The organism is Namhaeicola litoreus (assembly GCF_042679565.1).
GTDB classification, from domain to species: domain Bacteria; phylum Bacteroidota; class Bacteroidia; order Flavobacteriales; family Flavobacteriaceae; genus Namhaeicola; species Namhaeicola litoreus.
Map to the genome: position 1 here is coordinate 72,646 of NZ_JBHTMY010000004.1, position 15,780 is coordinate 88,425.

A 15,780-nucleotide genomic window follows, 5' to 3' on the forward strand; every position below is an offset into this window, starting at 1 on the left:
GAATATGATTGAATGAAAGTATTTTTTACGAAAAGAAAAATTATTTGGTTGTTTGGAAGCATAAAAAAAAACCTGAGAAGCGAGCTTCTCAGGTTTTTTAATGATCAAGGTATTCGTCAGCCTAAAAAAGGGTGACTTTCGCTCTTTTTTATTTATTCACAGGAGTTGGTTCGAATAAATCGATCAAACCTGGGAAACTTGCATTAGAGTTAATTTCAATTTGTGGGTATAAGAATCTTTGAGGAATAGATGGAGCTGTAGTATTTTTTACAGGAACACCTAAAACATTTTTAGTTCTTCTCACATCGTTAAATATCTGGATTGAACCAGGCATAGAACAATACTTTTCTTCCAAAATTTGGTTGATCAAAGCATCTCCACTTGCTGTAGAGGCAGGGAAAGATCCATTGTATTTTTCTGCTAAATAAGCTCTAACTTCATTGAATGGCGTTAGACCATCACCACTTGTTCTGGCAGCAGCTTCTGCCTCGATCAACTTGGTTTCAACAAAAGAAACAATTGGATAAGGAGCATCAACACCAAAGTAACTATCCGTATTTAAACTATGACCTGCAGGAGTTGCAACGAAATAATCGTTTAAACGAGCTGCATCACCAGGAGTTGCTAACAATCTAGCTCTTTCTCCAGACAATAATTTTACCAAATTAGAACCATTGGCAGTTAAATAACCACCTCTTTGCTCTTCCTCAAACTGCCAGTATAAATTCTCTGAACCATTTACTGTTGAATGAAGAGATAATAAATCTCCATTGGCTGAACTAATACCCAACTTAGCCTGTTCCAAAGCATTGGTATAATCTTTAGCGATCAAATAATATCTCGCTTTTAGAGAATGCGCTATTTGGGCCCAAACTGCTCCGTTTGAAACAAATGCAGAGTTGTAGACATTAGCTACTTTAGCAGTTCCTAATCTAGAAGCGGCATCAGATAATAAGGCTTGTACATCTGCAAAAACCTCTGCTTGACTATCGTAAGTAGGATTTGGGTTATCTACCACGTCGAAAGCAGCAGAATAAGGAATGTCTCCCCATAGGGCAGCACTTTCTCCCATTAATAATGCTTCCATAATTGAAGCAACCCCAACCAATAAGTCATCGCCACTTTCCAAACCGGCTTCTTTTGCAAGAATGGCTTGTGCAGCTCCTTGTACATAAACATCATCCCACTCATCATCAAAATCACCTGCAGTAACAGTGTAGTTATTGATGGTTTCGTATTGTCTGTCTGATCCGGTAAACTGGTCAGTAAAAATACCTGAAAGGCGAGATGCATTACTAGAAGTTAGTTTCACTACTTCTAACTCAGCTTGTCCAACCAACAAATTCCCTGGGGCTTCTGTAAAGTTGTTCGGATCAACATTGATCCCATCTGTATAACTACTACAAGACAACATCGCCAATCCGGTAGAGAATAACAGAATATAATTTTTTAATTTTTTCATGATTATATATGATTATTAATTAAAATCCAAATTTAAGCGTTACAATATATGATTGTGTCGCAGGGTTCGTAAAGTAATCTAAACCTCTACCTCTTGTAGCTCCGGTTAAGTTGATATCCGGGTCAAAACCATCAACATCTGTCCATAAAACCAAGTTTCTACCTGTTAATAAAATTTCAAAATAGTTCAATCCAGTTCTTGAAATTAAATTTGTTGGAATAGCATAACCAAAGGTCAATTCTCTTAGTCTTGTCCAAGATGCATCTACAATAAATTGTTCACTCTGTCCACCAAATCCACCACCATCAGTAGAATACCAATCTTGGTTTAAGGCAACTGGCCCACCACCGAAGTCAGCAACATTACCTCTAAAGGTAGTTCCTGCAGGGATAGTACTTCCAAAATAAGTTTTTAAATCGACAGGCGCAACACTTTCGTTTGCTGTTTCAGGACTAATACCAAAAGTGTTCAATACACCAGAAGTACCTGCCCAATGGTCATTACCTTGAGAAGTTTCAAATTGTGCACTTAAGCTAAATCCTTTAAAACGCAAAGTAGTACCTAGACCACCAATCCAATCTGGGTTAGGATCTCCTAAAACTCTTTCTACCGGGTCAAGTACAGGGAAACCGTCAGCATCTGTAACAATGTCTCCAGCATCGTTTCTCAAGAAACCAGTACCCCAAAGAGCACCCATCGCTTCACCTTCCACAACTCTAGAAGAAGTTCCGGTAAATCCGGCTAAGAAAACAGATTGTACACCTGCCAAATCAGTTACTTTGTTACGGTTAAATGAATAGAATCCATTAAGATCCCAAGAGAAATCTCCTGAGGTAATTATGTTCCAGTTCATGTCAACTTCCAAACCTTTGTTGGTAATTTCAGCTGCATTGGATGGTTTTGTATTAAACCCTGTAGAAGAAGGAACATCTAAGTCTAAAATTACATCTTCTGTAATTCTATCGTAGTAAGTCACGCCTAAACTTAATTTATTTCTAAAAAATCTAAAGTCGGCACCAACTTCCCATTCTTTTACTCTTTCAATGGTTAGATCTGGGTTTCCAAGTGTTCCACTTCTTGTAAATGGGTTACCATAGGCTGCAGCATCTAAGAAATCACCCCAAGATGAAGTTACTCCACCAGGGAAATATACTGTACTACTGTCATATACACCAGGCTCGATACCTACTTCACCATAACTCGCTCTTAATTTACCAAAAGAAAGGAAGTTACTTTCGCCAAAAGCCTCAGTAAATTTCCATCCCGCAGAAACAGAAGGATAGAAAACGTTGTCTTCTAAAGTAGAAGGTCTTTCTAAACGTCCTGTAGCACTGATCAATAATTGATTCCATAAATTGAAGTTGGCTACGGCATAAACTCCCATTTTTCTCGATTCAGATTTGAATGATGTTGGAACCTCATTCGCAGCCTCAGCATTACCAAAAATTCTTAGGTCACCTACATCCACGTTAGTAAATCCGTTTGAATATCCAGATAAACGTTGGTATAGATTTCTGTCTAATTGCGTACCTAAGATCCAGTCGAAACCAAAATTATCAGAAACTTCATGTTGACCTTGTCCGAAGATGTTAAACGTTTCTGTTTTTTCAGAAATATTATCTTCCTGGTAAGAACCTAATTGTTCAGAACCAGATGAATATCTTGGAAAGAAAGTTCCTCTAAAATCAGTGTAGTAATCCAAACCATATCTACCGGTGATTGTCACATTGTTTGTGATCTTGTAGTTTAATTCAGGTGCAATGTTGAAACGGTGCACTTTGTTTGGGTTATCTTGTTCATTGATGGTCCATCCAGGGTTGTTGTATACCGGAGTTGAAGCCGACGTGTTTGTACCTCCCACAGGTAGTCTGTATGCCCGATGAGCATTTGGTGTTGGTACACCATCTTCGTTGTAATAAGTTCCTTTATAATCTCTGTTGTCAAAGTCAGGAGAAGTTCTTAAATAACCTAAATATAAACCGGCTACGTTAGACCCTTGCTGAATCCTGTCAGAAGAAATGTAGGCATAACTTGCATTAAATCTGGCAGAAAATTTATCAGTTAGGAATACTTCATGGTTTAAACGAAGGTTTCTCCTATTATAGTTAGATCTTCCTTTAATGATACCTTTTTGCGTCCAATCTGCGAAACTCATGAACGTGTTGCTTTTCTCATGTGAGAAACTAACACTTACACCATTGTTATAGGTAAAACCGTCTCCAAATACCTGGTTTCTATTGGCTTTATTATAAACAGTCCTGTCATTTTTTTGAGCGATAGGATAAATCACGTTCCCAGTGTTCGACTCAAATCGTACATTACCAACTGTATATAAGTCAGAACCACCGGCTCTTTCAGAGATTTTATCTCCCCAAGAGTTACCCGTTTTTCCACCTGTACCAAGACCTCCATAAGCACCTCCAGAACCTTGTCCGAAAATTCCTTGTTTTTCGAATTCAACATTGATTCTATCCATAGAGATGGCACTCGTAATGTCAACACTCATTTTACCAGCTTTTCCTTTTTTAGTTTGGATGATGATCGCCCCGTTGGCAGCACCAGTACCCCAAACTGCAGCCGCAGCAGCACCTTTTAAGATCGTCACGTTTTCAATATCTTCAGGGTTGAAGTCATTCAAACGAGATTGCTCAGCAACACCACCCGTATTTCCGTTGATGTTGACACTGTTGTTCGAAACAGGAACCCCATCTACCACGATCAATGGAGAAGCAGAACCGTTTACAGAGTTTTGACCCCTGATCTGGATAAATGCTCCTGATCCAGGATCACCTGTGTTTCTTGTAATTTTTAAACCTGATGTTTTACCTGCCATACTTTGAATCAAACCTGATTCACCAGATCTTGTTAATACATCCGGTTCGATGGCAGTAGAAGATGAAAGGTCATCTTCTTTCTTCACTTGAAGACCTAAAGCGGTTAAAACCACTTCATCTAAGGTATTGTCAGCACCTACCATTGTTACATTGATCATGTTTTGAGTACCAACAGTTTTTAAAACAGGTGTCATACCTACAAAACTAAATCTCAAAACATCACCTGATTTTGCTTGAAGAGAGAAATTCCCATCAAAATCAGTTTCGGTACCTCTTGTTGTACCGTCTATCAGAACACTTACTCCAGGAAGCGGACCACTTTCGTCCGAAACAGTACCTGAAATAGTTCTTTCCTGTGCAAATCCGATTTGCACAATTAACGCTAAGAAGAGCGTTAAAATCCCATTAAACTTTGTTTTCATTTGTTATTATTTGAATTAATATGAAATACTTCGGTGTCAAAAATCTAAAAAAAAAGTTAAAGTGCAAACTATTTAACAAAAATAGTATTAAGGTTGTTAAACTTTTGTAAAAGAAATTAACACAATATCATATAGATACGATTATATCTCAATGGTTGCGTTTAATAATAATGTTAAAAAATTAAACATTTTTTATGTTTGATCTATCATTAATTATAATTCACTAAAAGTTATTTTGTACTTTGATATGAAAGGCTGATCTTGAGAAATCGAAAGATTGTTGGTCGGTTTTACCAATGGCATAGATCAGTTGGATTTTGCCAATTTTTGTTGTCAACACATATCCAAGTCCTACACTAAGTAGTGTGTTGTTGCTGTTCAGTATACTATTTTGAAGATAGGCAATATCTGTAACGGTATGAAAATAATCTGAAGTATTCGTTCTGAAACGGGCTTCGAGATTGATAATACCATAAACATCAGTAAAAAAAACTTGTTCTTGAAAACCTCTGATTGTTTCTGTGCCTCCTATCCGAAATTGTTCATTGGTAATTAATTCATCCGAAAATAAGTAGGCGCCTTGAAATTGTGTAAATAAATATACTCTTGGATACAATTGAAAGGTGTAATTATTTCTTAAACGCAACAATAGTTGTTCGTTGCTTGTTGTTTCAGCTTTTCTATTGGCAAACAGCAATTCGGTTTCCAGAAAATATTTGTTCCACAATAAATTATTCTCGAGTGGTCTATGGAAATTATAATGTATTCGGAAACCGATTCTATCGAAAGACTGTACTTGGTCTGTGGTGGTTGACGCTAATTTGTTTGATTTTGAGTAATCAAAAAGAAATCCAATCCTGGCATGTTGTTTAATGGGGTAACTAAGGCCGGCCAAAGTCGCAATTTGATTAAAAGTACTGTCTTGTTGATAAAGATCAAAATGTAATTCGGTTGAAAATTTTGATTTGAAAACATAGGGCCATTGGGAGTAAAACTTAAACTCTCTTCTATTTTGACCATTGTTTTGCCAGAATATTTGGGTGGTTTCGCCGGAATTAAAAATATTGACTAATCTCAAATCGAGATAGCCATTAAAAATGAGGTTATTTTCTTCATTATCAGAAGTGAATCCTATCATTCCATCAAAAAAACTGCTTTTCTTCTTTTCCAGAAAATAATAGAGATAGGTTGAGTCTTTTGAAAATAAAACCTCGGGAGATTTAATCTGCCCAACAAAAGGAATGCTAGAGACAATTGCTTCAGAATTTGTTAAAACTTCTTCAGTAAATAAATCGCCTTTTGAAAGACCTAAGCCATGCTCAATAAAACCCTGTGGGAATTTGTCATAACCTTTCATATAAATCTGATCGATCCTTCTGGGCTTTTCTGAAAGTGATATGAGAAGGTCGGCAAAAAGAAAGTTATCTTCTTGCCTTATATTGGATAATTTAACTGTTGCAAAAGGATCACCTATTTGATAAAAGCTTTTGCTTAGATGGTTTAAAAAGTCTTCAAGTAAACTATAAGTTATGGTATATGTATTTTTTGTTTTTTTTATTTGAAACTTTTCTAAAGTTTTTGTGTCGAGTATGGATTCACTTTGGAAAACAACAGAATCTACTTTTGATCCTACATCGAAATAAGCGGTATACAGTCTTTCTTTCAGATCTAGATTTTTAAGTTCACAGGCTATAAAACCTTTTTTAACCAGTTTGCTTAGAATGGAATTGGTTTCTTGGACAACAGATGCTTTGTCCTGATGAAACTGCTCAAAGTCAATGGTATTTAAAATGACCGTGTCTTGAAGTTTTTCAGGTAAAATTTGCAATTGCATTTGTTGTGCATATACCAGATAAGAAGGAAGGAAGAAAAAACTATATATATATATGGTGTAAATATTCTTAAATGGTGACAATTTTTTGAATAAGTTCAAAGTGAATTAAAGCTTTTTGATCTGATTTTTGGGGATAAATATATTTGAATCAAAGCTAAATAAAAAAAGTGCGATGCGATAATTAGATTACTCAAATTTCATTTTTTAGTCAATTGTTGAAATTAAAGTCAAAAAAATCAATTCATTATAGTTTGAATAAATAGAAATTTGTTATACATTTGCACACTCTTAAAAAAGAGGTAAAAAATTTTAAAAAATTAAATTAATAGAATGCCAACTATTCAACAATTAGTACGAAAAGGAAGGGCCACAATAACTAAGAAGAGTAAATCGGCTGCTTTGAGTTCTTGTCCTCAACGTCGCGGTGTTTGTACACGTGTTTACACAACTACGCCTAAGAAACCAAACTCAGCTATGAGAAAAGTAGCAAGGGTAAGGTTGACCAATGGTAACGAAGTGAACGCTTACATCCCGGGAGAAGGACATAACTTACAAGAGCACTCGATAGTATTGGTTAGAGGCGGAAGAGTAAAAGATTTACCTGGTGTGAAATATCACATTGTTCGTGGAGCATTAGATACAGCAGGAGTTAATGGGCGTACCCAACGTAGATCAAAATACGGTACAAAACGTCCAAAGAAATAACGTAAATACTTTAATGTAGAGAACAATGAGAAAAAAATTATCTAAAAAAAGGATTCTTTTACCGGACCCGAAGTTTGGAGACCAGTTGGTAACACGTTTTGTAAATAACCTAATGGTTGATGGAAAGAAATCAATTGCTTTTAAGGTTTTTTACGATGCATTAGATATTGTTGAGCAAAGAAAGCAAGACGAAGAGAAAACAGCTTTAGAGTTGTGGAAAGAAGCATTGTCTAATGTGATGCCTCATGTAGAGGTGAGAAGTAGCAGAATTGGTGGGGCGACATTTCAAATCCCGATGCCAATTAGACCAGATAGAAAAATATCTATGGCCATCAAATGGTTGATCCTTTATTCTAAAAAGCGCAATGAAAAATCAATGGCACAAAGACTTGCTGGTGAAATTTTAGCCGCGGTTAAAGAAGAAGGAGCGGCAGTTAAAAAACGTGTAGATGTGCACAAGATGGCAGAGGCAAACAAAGCATTCTCTCACTTTAGATTTTAAGGTAAAGATAAAATGGCAAAAGATTTAAAATATACAAGAAATATTGGTATTGCAGCGCATATTGATGCCGGTAAAACTACCGTTACAGAGCGTATTTTATATTATACTGGTGTTTCGCATAAGATAGGTGAGGTTCACGACGGTGCGGCTACCATGGATTGGATGGAGCAGGAGCAGGAAAGAGGAATTACAATTACCTCTGCTGCAACACATTGTGAGTGGAAATATAACGATGAGAATTATGTTGTAAATATCATCGATACCCCTGGTCACGTTGATTTTACCGTTGAGGTAGAGCGTTCGTTAAGGGTTTTAGATGGTATGGTAGCTTTGTTTAGTGCTGTGGATGGGGTTGAGCCTCAATCAGAAACAGTATGGAGACAAGCCGATAAATATAAAGTGCCAAGAATTGGTTTTGTAAATAAAATGGACCGTCAAGGTTCTGATTTCTATAATGTTTGTACGCAAATCAGAGAAATGTTGGGAGGAAATCCTGTTCCATTACAAGTGCCAATCGGAGATGAAATTGATTTTAAAGGAGTTGTTGACTTGATTTCTAACAGAGCAATTGTATGGAATGAAGAAGACAAAGGAATGACTTATGAAGTAATCGAAATTCCTGCAGAATTAAAAGAGGAGGTTTCTCAGAAAAGAGCTGAATTAGTTGAAGCCGTGGCTGAATACGATGAAGCTTTATTAGAGAAATTCTTTGAAGATGAAGATTCAATTACTGAGGGAGAGATTATTGCTGCTTTGAGAAAGGCGACAATTGACATGTCGATTATTCCAATGTTCTGTGGTTCTGCCTTCAAGAACAAGGGTGTTCAAGCCATGTTAGATGGTGTGATGAGATTCTTGCCTTCACCATTGGATATTGAAGCGATCGTTGGAGTGAATCCTGATACAGAGTTAGAAGAGAAGAGAAAGCCTAGCGCTTCTGAACCTTTTTCTAGTTTAGCTTTTAAAATTGCCACAGATCCTTTTGTAGGAAGATTGGCTTTCTTTAGAGTATATTCAGGGCAGTTAGATTCAGGTTCTTATGTGTTGAACACACGTTCAGGAAATAAGGAAAGAATTTCTCGAATCTATCAAATGCACGCTAACAAACAACAGCCGATTGATAGAATTTCAGCAGGTGATATTGGAGCTGCCGTAGGTTTTAAAGATATTAAAACAGGAGATACGCTTTGTGATTTAAACAAACCTATTGTACTTGAATCAATGTCTTTCCCTGAGCCGGTTATCGGTATTGCCGTTGAGCCTAAGACGAAAGCAGATGTTGATAAATTGGGTATGGGCTTGGCTAAGTTGGCTGAAGAAGATCCGACTTTTGTGGTGAAGACTGATGAGGCGAGTGGTCAAACAGTAATTTCAGGAATGGGTGAATTACACTTAGAAATTCTTGTTGATCGTTTGAAGAGAGAGTTTAAGGTAGAAGTGAATCAAGGTCAACCTCAGGTTGAGTACAAAGAGGCACTTACGAGAAATGCAAATCATAGAGAAGTTTATAAGAAACAATCAGGTGGTCGAGGTAAATTTGGAGACGTGGTGTTTGAAATGGGTCCTGCAGATGCAGACTTTAAAGGTCCAGGTTTACAATTTATCAATGAGATCAAAGGTGGAAATATTCCTAGAGAATTTGTACCTGCCATTGAGAAAGGTTTTAAAGCGGCCATGAAAAATGGTCCTTTAGCGGGTTACGAAATGGACTCTATGAAAGTGAGAATTATCGATGGTTCTTATCACCCTGTTGATTCTGATGCATTATCTTTTGAATTGGCTGCTAAATTAGGATACAAAGCTGCGGCAAAGGCGGCAGGAGCAGTGATCCTTGAGCCAATCATGAAACTTGAGGTGGTTACACCCGAAGAAAACATGGGAGATATCGTAGGTGATTTGAACAGGAGAAGAGGACAAGTAAACTCAATGGATGATAGAGCCGGGGCAAAAGTAATCAAAGCTTTGGTACCTCTTTCAGAAATGTTTGGATACGTAACTACTTTGAGAACATTATCATCAGGTAGAGCAACATCGTCTATGGAATTCGCACATTATGCAGAAACTCCATCGAATGTGTCAGAGGAAGTGATTAAAAAAGCAATAGGGTAATTCCTTAATTATTTAAGCGATGAGTCAAAAAATTAGAATAAAATTAAAATCTTACGACCATAACTTGGTAGATAAGTCGGCTGATAAAATTGTTAAGACTGTAAAAAATACAGGAGCTGTAATCAATGGTCCAATTCCATTGCCTACAAACAAAAAGATCTTCACAGTATTGAGATCTCCTCACGTAAACAAGAAGTCTAGAGAGCAGTTTGAATTAAATGCACACAAGCGTATTTTAGATATCTACAGTTCATCTTCAAAAACAATTGATGCGTTGATGAAGTTGGAGTTGCCAAGTGGTGTTGAAGTAGAGATCAAAGTATAGTTAGATTCCAGAGTCGTCTGGAATAGCTAAGCGTCGAAAATGAATTTTTCGATGACATGTCCCGAGTATTAGGCGAGGGAAAAACGGTAAAAATACATCAGGGTTGAAGTATTTTAACCCTGTTTTTTTAAATAGAATGTTTAATAATTTATTAATGTAATTATGTCTGGGTTAATAGGTAGAAAAGTTGGAATGACCAGTATTTACGATGAAAATGGAAAGAATATTCCATGTACAGTAATACAGGCCGGTCCATGTGTAGTTACCCAAGTCAGAACCAAAGAGGTTGACGGGTATGAAGCGTTGCAACTTGGTTTCGATGACAAAGCAGAAAAGCACTCGACTAAAGCGGCCAATGGTCACTTTAAAAAGGCGGGAACTTCTTCTAAAAAGCGTGTTGTTGAATTCAAGTATTTTGAAGAAAAGTACAATTTAGGTGATGAACTCACTGTAGAACTTTTTGAAGAAGGCGAATTTGTTGATGTAAGCGGTACATCAAAAGGAAAAGGATTTAACGGTGTTGTAAAAAGACATGGGTTTGGTGGTGTAGGCCAAGCAACTCACGGTCAGCACAACCGTTTAAGAGCTCCTGGTTCTATTGGTGCTGCTTCTTATCCTGCTCGAGTTTTCAAAGGAATGAAGATGGCAGGTAGATTAGGTGGAGACAAGGTAAAAGTTCAAAACCTAAGGGTGTTAAAGGTGGTGAAGGATAAAAATCTTTTAGTAGTAAAAGGTGCAGTTCCTGGTCATAAGAATTCATATTTAATTATTGAGAAATAATGAAAGTAGCGGTAGTAGATATCAACGGGAAAAATACTGGAAGAAGCGTTGAGCTTTCAGATGCTATATTTGGTATAGAGCCAAATAAACACGCTATATATTTGGATGTTAAGCAATATTTGGCTAACAAACGTCAAGGAACTCATAAATCTAAAGAGAGAGCGGAAATTTCTGGAAGTACCAGAAAGATCAAGAAACAAAAAGGTACAGGAACTGCGAGAGCGGGAAGTATCAAATCTCCTGTTTTTAGAGGTGGAGGTAGAGTTTTTGGTCCAAGACCAAGAAACTATTCATTCAAATTGAACAAGAGTTTGAAAAGATTGGCTCGTCAATCAGCACTTTCTTTGAAGGCAAAAGAAGAAAATATTGTGGTTGTAGAGAACTTTGATTTCGAGGCGCCAAAGACTAAATCTTTTGTTAATGTGTTGAAATCATTGGGAATAGAGAACAAAAAATCTCTATTTGTGTTGGATGAGTCAAATAAAAACGTATATTTGTCATCGCGAAATTTGAAAGGTGTAAATATCGTAAACGGCTCAAAAATAGCAACTTACGAAGTTTTGAATGCAAATAAAGTTGTACTTTCAGAAAGTTGTTTAGAAGAAATTGAATCAAATTTTAGTAAGTAATAGTTATGAGTATTTTAATAAAACCTATTATTACGGAAAAGGCTACAGACCTCAGTGAGTTGAGAAACTGTTATTCATTTGTGGTGAATAAGCAAGCCAATAAAATTGAAATCAAGAACGCTGTTGAAAGTGCATATGGTGTGTCGGTAAATAGTGTAAGAACAGTTAATTATCCTGTAAAGCGCAATACAAAGTACACTAAACAAGGTTTAGTGACCGGTATGAAAGGAGCTTATAAGAAAGCCATGGTACAATTGGCTGAAGGAGAAAATATTGATTTTTATAGCAATATCTAAGATAAAGAGATGGCATTAAGAAAATTAAATCCAATAACCCCGGGACAACGTTTTAGAGTTGTTACTGATTTTGATGTGGTTACAACTTCAAAACCTGAAAAGAGTTTGTTGGCATCAAAAACCAGATCCGGAGGTAGAAATAACGATGGAAAGATGACCATGCGCTATTTAGGTGGCGGTCACAAAAAGAAATACCGTATTATCGATTTTAAGAGAAATAAGGATGGAGTTCCTGCTACTGTTAAAACGATAGAATACGATCCAAACAGATCTGCTTATATCGCATTGTTGAATTATGCAGATGGTGAAAAGAGATATATCGTAGCACAGAATGGTCTTAAAGTTGGACAGGTAATTGTATCCGGAGAAAAAGTAGCTCCCGAAGTTGGAAACTCACTTTATTTAAGTGATATTCCTTTGGGAACAGTGATTTCTTGCATCGAGCTACATCCTGGGCAAGGAGCTGTTTTAGCGAGAAGTGCCGGAACATTTGCTCAATTGATGGCGAGAGAAGGAAAATATGCTACGGTAAAATTACCTTCAGGTGAGGTTCGTTTTATATTATTGACTTGTAAAGCGACTGTAGGCGTTGTATCCAATTCTGACCACCAATTGGTTGTATCTGGTAAAGCTGGTAGAAGCAGATGGTTAGGAAGAAGACCAAGAACACGTCCGGTTGTAATGAACCCTGTCGATCACCCAATGGGTGGTGGTGAAGGTAGAGCTACCGGAGGACATCCACGATCTAGAAATGGTATTCCTGCGAAAGGATTCAAAACAAGATCTAAAACAAAAGCGAGTAATAAACACATTATTGTGCGTAGAAAAAAATAAGAATTGATTATGGCACGTTCGTTAAAAAAAGGACCCTTTGTTCATTTTAAACTTGATAGAAAGGTTCAAAAAAATATAGATTCCGGCAATAAATCAGTAATAAAAACCTGGTCTAGAGCCTCTATGATTACTCCGGATTTTGTAGGTCAAACAATTGGTGTACACAACGGAAGACAATTTGTACCTGTGTATGTTACTGAAAATATGGTAGGACATAAATTGGGAGAATTTTCACCAACACGTACTTTTAGAGGTCATGCTGGTGCTAAAAATAAAGGTAAAAAATAGGAGTTATGGGAGTTCGTAAAAACATGAGAGCACAGCAATTAAAAGAGGCTCGTAAGGAAACTTATGTAGCTAAACTTAAAGGTTGTCCTTCTTCACCAAGAAAAATGCGATTAGTTGCAGATTTGGTCAGAGGAGTTGAAGTAGAAAAAGCTTTGGCAATATTAAAGTATAACCCGAAGCACTCTTCTATAAACCTAGAAAAATTGATGTTATCTGCGATTGCCAACTGGCAAGCAAAAAATGAGGATGCAAATATCGAGGATGCAGGATTGTATGTAAAAGAGATCTATGTAGACAGCGCATCTGTTCTTAAGAGATTGAGAACAGCCCCTCAAGGTAGAGCACATCGTATTAGAAAACGTTCAAATCATGTAACGTTGGTATTAGGAACAAATAATTTAAGCAATTAAGGAATAGCATGGGACAAAAAACTAATCCAATAGGAAATCGTTTAGGTATTATCAGAGGATGGGAATCTAACTGGTACGGCGGAAATGACTACGGCGATAAAATTGCTGAGGATGACAAGATCAGAAAGTATGTTCATGCTAGATTGAGTAAAGCAAGTGTATCTCGAATCATCATTGAGAGAACTCTTAAACTTGTAACCGTTACTATCACTACTGCAAGACCTGGTATTATTATCGGGAAAGGCGGTCAGGAGGTAGACAAGTTAAAAGAAGAGCTCAAAAAGATCACCGGGAAAGAAATACAGATCAATATTTTTGAAATCAAAAGACCTGAGCTTGACGCTAAATTGGTTGCAGCGAGTATCGCCAGACAAATTGAAAGCAGAATCTCTTATAAGAGAGCGATCAAAATGGCCATCTCTACAACAATGCGTATGAATGCCGAGGGTATTAAAGTTCAGATCTCAGGAAGATTGAACGGAGCTGAAATGGCGCGTTCAGAATCTTTTAAAGAAGGTAGAATTCCTCTTTCTACTTTTAGAGCTGATATTGATTATGCACTTGATGAAGCCGATACTACCTATGGTAAATTAGGTATTAAGGTTTGGATTATGAAGGGTGAGGTTTATGGAAAAAGAGAATTATCTCCTTTGGTAGGTATGTCTAAAAAAGGCAAAGCAAACGAAGGAAGAAATAAACCTCGTAAAAAATAATTTTTTAAATAATAAAAAATGTTACAGCCTAAGAGAGTTAAATTTCGTAAAGTTCAGAAAGGTAAAGGAAGCCTTAAAGGTATTTCTCAAAGAGGACACCAACTTTCTAATGGAGTTTTTGGAATAAAATCATTAGAACAAGATCTTCTTACCTCAAGACAAATCGAAGCGGCGCGTATTGCTGCAACTCGTTATATGAAACGTCAAGGGAGTTTATGGATTAAAATTTTCCCGGATAAACCGATTACCAAGAAGCCATTAGAAGTTCGTATGGGTAAAGGTAAAGGAGCACCGGAATATTTTGTGGCAGTGGTAAAACCTGGTAGAATTATGTTTGAAGTAGGTGGAGTGCCTATGGATGTAGCAAAAGAAGCTCTACGTTTGGCCGCTCAAAAATTACCTGTAAAAACAAAATTTGTTGTTGCGCGTAATTACGAAAACGCATAATTAAGAATCTGCAAAAAATTTAACCATGAAACAATCTGAAATTAAAGGATTATCTGTAGAAGATTTACAAGAGAAATTAGCAGGATTCAAGAAGAATTATACCGACTTGAAATTAGCCCACGGGATTTCACCATTAGAAAATCCAATACAGTTAAGAAAGTTGAGAAGAACTTGTGCCAGATTGGCTACAGAATTAACAAAAAGAGAATTACAATAATTCTATTTCAATTTAAAGATGGAACAAAGAAATCTTAGAAAAGAAAGAGTAGGTGTAGTGTCTAGCGCAAAAATGGAGAAAACAGTTGTTGTTTCTGAAGTTAGACGAGTAAAGCACCCTCTTTATGGAAAATTCGTGTTGAATACAAAAAAGTATTATGTACACGATGAAAAAAATGATTGCAACGAAGGTGATACGGTAAGGATCAGTGAAACTCGTCCGTTGAGCAAAAACAAACGTTGGAGATTAGTTGAAATTATAGAAAGAGCTAAATAACCATGGTACAACAGGAGTCAAGATTAAAAGTAGCTGATAACACCGGAGCAAAAGAAGTATTAGTAATTCGTGTCCTAGGTGGAACAAATAGACGTTATGCATCTGTTGGAGATAAAATTGTGGTTTCTGTAAAAGAAGCGACACCCAATGGTACAGCGAAAAAAGGTCAGGTAGCGAAAGCAGTAGTTGTGCGCACCAAAAAAGAAGTAAGACGTAAAGACGGTTCTTACATCAGATTTGATGATAACGCATGTGTATTGTTAGATGCTGCAGCCAATGAAATGAGAGGGACCCGTGTATTCGGTCCTGTCGCTAGAGAATTACGCGAAAAACAATTCATGAAAATTGTATCACTAGCACCTGAAGTGCTTTAAAAATAGAAAACTATGGCAAAGCTAAAATTAAAAACCGGAGATACGGTTCAGGTAATTTCTGGTGATCACAAAGGTGAAGAAGGGAAAATTGTCGAGATAATTAAAGATAAGAACAGAGCAATTGTCGAAGGCGTTAATTTAGTTTCTAAACACACAAAACCCAGTGCACAAAATCCACAGGGTGGTATCGTAAAAAAAGAAGCGGCTATTCACATTTCTAATCTTATGTTAGTTGAAAACGGAAAAATTACGAGAGTAGGATTCCGTAAAGATGGAGATAATAAGGTTAGATTCTCTAAAAAAACGAATGAAGTAATATAGTT

The 15,780-nt window shown here is 36.7% G+C and carries 19 protein-coding genes; 16 read left to right on the top strand and 3 right to left on the bottom strand.

Annotated features, from left to right (window positions below; translation table 11 throughout):
- Positions 1 to 148: 148 nt before the first annotated feature.
- The 3 genes from ACFQ39_RS14250 to ACFQ39_RS14260 form a co-directional block, all read right to left on the bottom strand.
- Complete coding sequence (locus tag ACFQ39_RS14250) at positions 149 to 1,462, bottom strand: SusD/RagB family nutrient-binding outer membrane lipoprotein (RefSeq protein ID WP_377180163.1); 1,314 nt, start codon at positions 1,460 to 1,462, stop codon at positions 149 to 151.
- Between the two features lie 19 nt (positions 1,463 to 1,481).
- Positions 1,482 to 4,718 carry a SusC/RagA family TonB-linked outer membrane protein gene (locus ACFQ39_RS14255; RefSeq protein ID WP_377180165.1) on the bottom strand — a complete coding sequence of 1,079 codons (3,237 nt, stop codon included), beginning with the start codon at positions 4,716 to 4,718 and terminating at the stop codon, positions 1,482 to 1,484.
- A 223-nt stretch (positions 4,719 to 4,941) separates the two neighbouring features.
- Positions 4,942 to 6,552, bottom strand: a complete 1,611-nt coding sequence (locus ACFQ39_RS14260; protein WP_377180167.1) for a hypothetical protein — start codon at positions 6,550 to 6,552, stop codon at positions 4,942 to 4,944.
- A 330-nt stretch (positions 6,553 to 6,882) separates the two neighbouring features.
- On the opposite strand from ACFQ39_RS14260, the gene rpsL reads away from it, so the two are divergent.
- From rpsL to rplX, 16 genes are all read left to right on the top strand, one after another.
- A complete protein-coding gene (gene rpsL / locus ACFQ39_RS14265; RefSeq protein WP_377180169.1) occupies positions 6,883 to 7,257 on the top strand; it encodes a 30S ribosomal protein S12 in 375 nt (124 codons plus the stop codon).
- Between the two features lie 25 nt (positions 7,258 to 7,282).
- Positions 7,283 to 7,759, top strand: a complete 477-nt coding sequence (rpsG, locus tag ACFQ39_RS14270) for a 30S ribosomal protein S7 (protein WP_377180171.1) — start codon at positions 7,283 to 7,285, stop codon at positions 7,757 to 7,759.
- 12 nt (positions 7,760 to 7,771) lie between these two features.
- Positions 7,772 to 9,868: an elongation factor G gene (fusA, locus tag ACFQ39_RS14275; RefSeq protein ID WP_377180174.1), complete on the top strand. Its 2,097-nt coding sequence runs from the start codon at positions 7,772 to 7,774 to the stop codon at positions 9,866 to 9,868.
- A 19-nt stretch (positions 9,869 to 9,887) separates the two neighbouring features.
- Positions 9,888 to 10,193, top strand: a complete 306-nt coding sequence (rpsJ, locus tag ACFQ39_RS14280) for a 30S ribosomal protein S10 (RefSeq protein WP_377180176.1) — start codon at positions 9,888 to 9,890, stop codon at positions 10,191 to 10,193.
- 162 nt (positions 10,194 to 10,355) lie between these two features.
- On the top strand, positions 10,356 to 10,973 hold the full coding sequence (rplC, locus tag ACFQ39_RS14285; protein ID WP_377180178.1) for a 50S ribosomal protein L3: 618 nt from the start codon (positions 10,356 to 10,358) through the stop codon (positions 10,971 to 10,973).
- On the top strand, positions 10,973 to 11,602 hold the full coding sequence (gene rplD / locus ACFQ39_RS14290; RefSeq protein ID WP_377180180.1) for a 50S ribosomal protein L4: 630 nt from the start codon (positions 10,973 to 10,975) through the stop codon (positions 11,600 to 11,602). The genes rplC and rplD overlap by 1 nt, the downstream gene beginning before the upstream one ends.
- Before the next feature lie 5 nt (positions 11,603 to 11,607).
- Entirely contained in the window at positions 11,608 to 11,898 is a 291-nt protein-coding gene (gene rplW, locus ACFQ39_RS14295) for a 50S ribosomal protein L23 (protein WP_377180182.1), read from the top strand.
- Between the two features lie 9 nt (positions 11,899 to 11,907).
- Complete coding sequence (rplB, locus tag ACFQ39_RS14300) at positions 11,908 to 12,732, top strand: 50S ribosomal protein L2 (protein WP_377180184.1); 825 nt, start codon at positions 11,908 to 11,910, stop codon at positions 12,730 to 12,732.
- Between the two features lie 9 nt (positions 12,733 to 12,741).
- On the top strand, positions 12,742 to 13,020 hold the full coding sequence (gene rpsS / locus ACFQ39_RS14305) for a 30S ribosomal protein S19 (protein ID WP_377180186.1): 279 nt from the start codon (positions 12,742 to 12,744) through the stop codon (positions 13,018 to 13,020).
- 5 nt (positions 13,021 to 13,025) lie between these two features.
- Positions 13,026 to 13,430: a 50S ribosomal protein L22 gene (gene rplV / locus ACFQ39_RS14310; RefSeq protein WP_377180188.1), complete on the top strand. Its 405-nt coding sequence runs from the start codon at positions 13,026 to 13,028 to the stop codon at positions 13,428 to 13,430.
- An 8-nt stretch (positions 13,431 to 13,438) separates the two neighbouring features.
- On the top strand, positions 13,439 to 14,143 hold the full coding sequence (gene rpsC, locus ACFQ39_RS14315; RefSeq protein WP_377180190.1) for a 30S ribosomal protein S3: 705 nt from the start codon (positions 13,439 to 13,441) through the stop codon (positions 14,141 to 14,143).
- Positions 14,144 to 14,161: 18 nt separating this feature from the next.
- On the top strand, positions 14,162 to 14,590 hold the full coding sequence (gene rplP, locus ACFQ39_RS14320; RefSeq protein ID WP_377180192.1) for a 50S ribosomal protein L16: 429 nt from the start codon (positions 14,162 to 14,164) through the stop codon (positions 14,588 to 14,590).
- Positions 14,591 to 14,615: 25 nt separating this feature from the next.
- Positions 14,616 to 14,807 carry a 50S ribosomal protein L29 gene (gene rpmC, locus ACFQ39_RS14325; protein WP_377180194.1) on the top strand — a complete coding sequence of 64 codons (192 nt, stop codon included), beginning with the start codon at positions 14,616 to 14,618 and terminating at the stop codon, positions 14,805 to 14,807.
- Positions 14,808 to 14,825: 18 nt separating this feature from the next.
- A complete protein-coding gene (rpsQ, locus tag ACFQ39_RS14330; protein WP_377180196.1) occupies positions 14,826 to 15,083 on the top strand; it encodes a 30S ribosomal protein S17 in 258 nt (85 codons plus the stop codon).
- 2 nt (positions 15,084 to 15,085) lie between these two features.
- Positions 15,086 to 15,457, top strand: a complete 372-nt coding sequence (rplN, locus tag ACFQ39_RS14335; protein ID WP_377180198.1) for a 50S ribosomal protein L14 — start codon at positions 15,086 to 15,088, stop codon at positions 15,455 to 15,457.
- 12 nt (positions 15,458 to 15,469) lie between these two features.
- Positions 15,470 to 15,778 (top strand): 50S ribosomal protein L24, encoded by a 309-nt coding sequence (rplX, locus tag ACFQ39_RS14340; RefSeq protein WP_377180200.1) that lies wholly within the window; start codon positions 15,470 to 15,472, stop codon positions 15,776 to 15,778.
- The last annotated feature ends 2 nt before the right edge of the window (positions 15,779 to 15,780 follow it).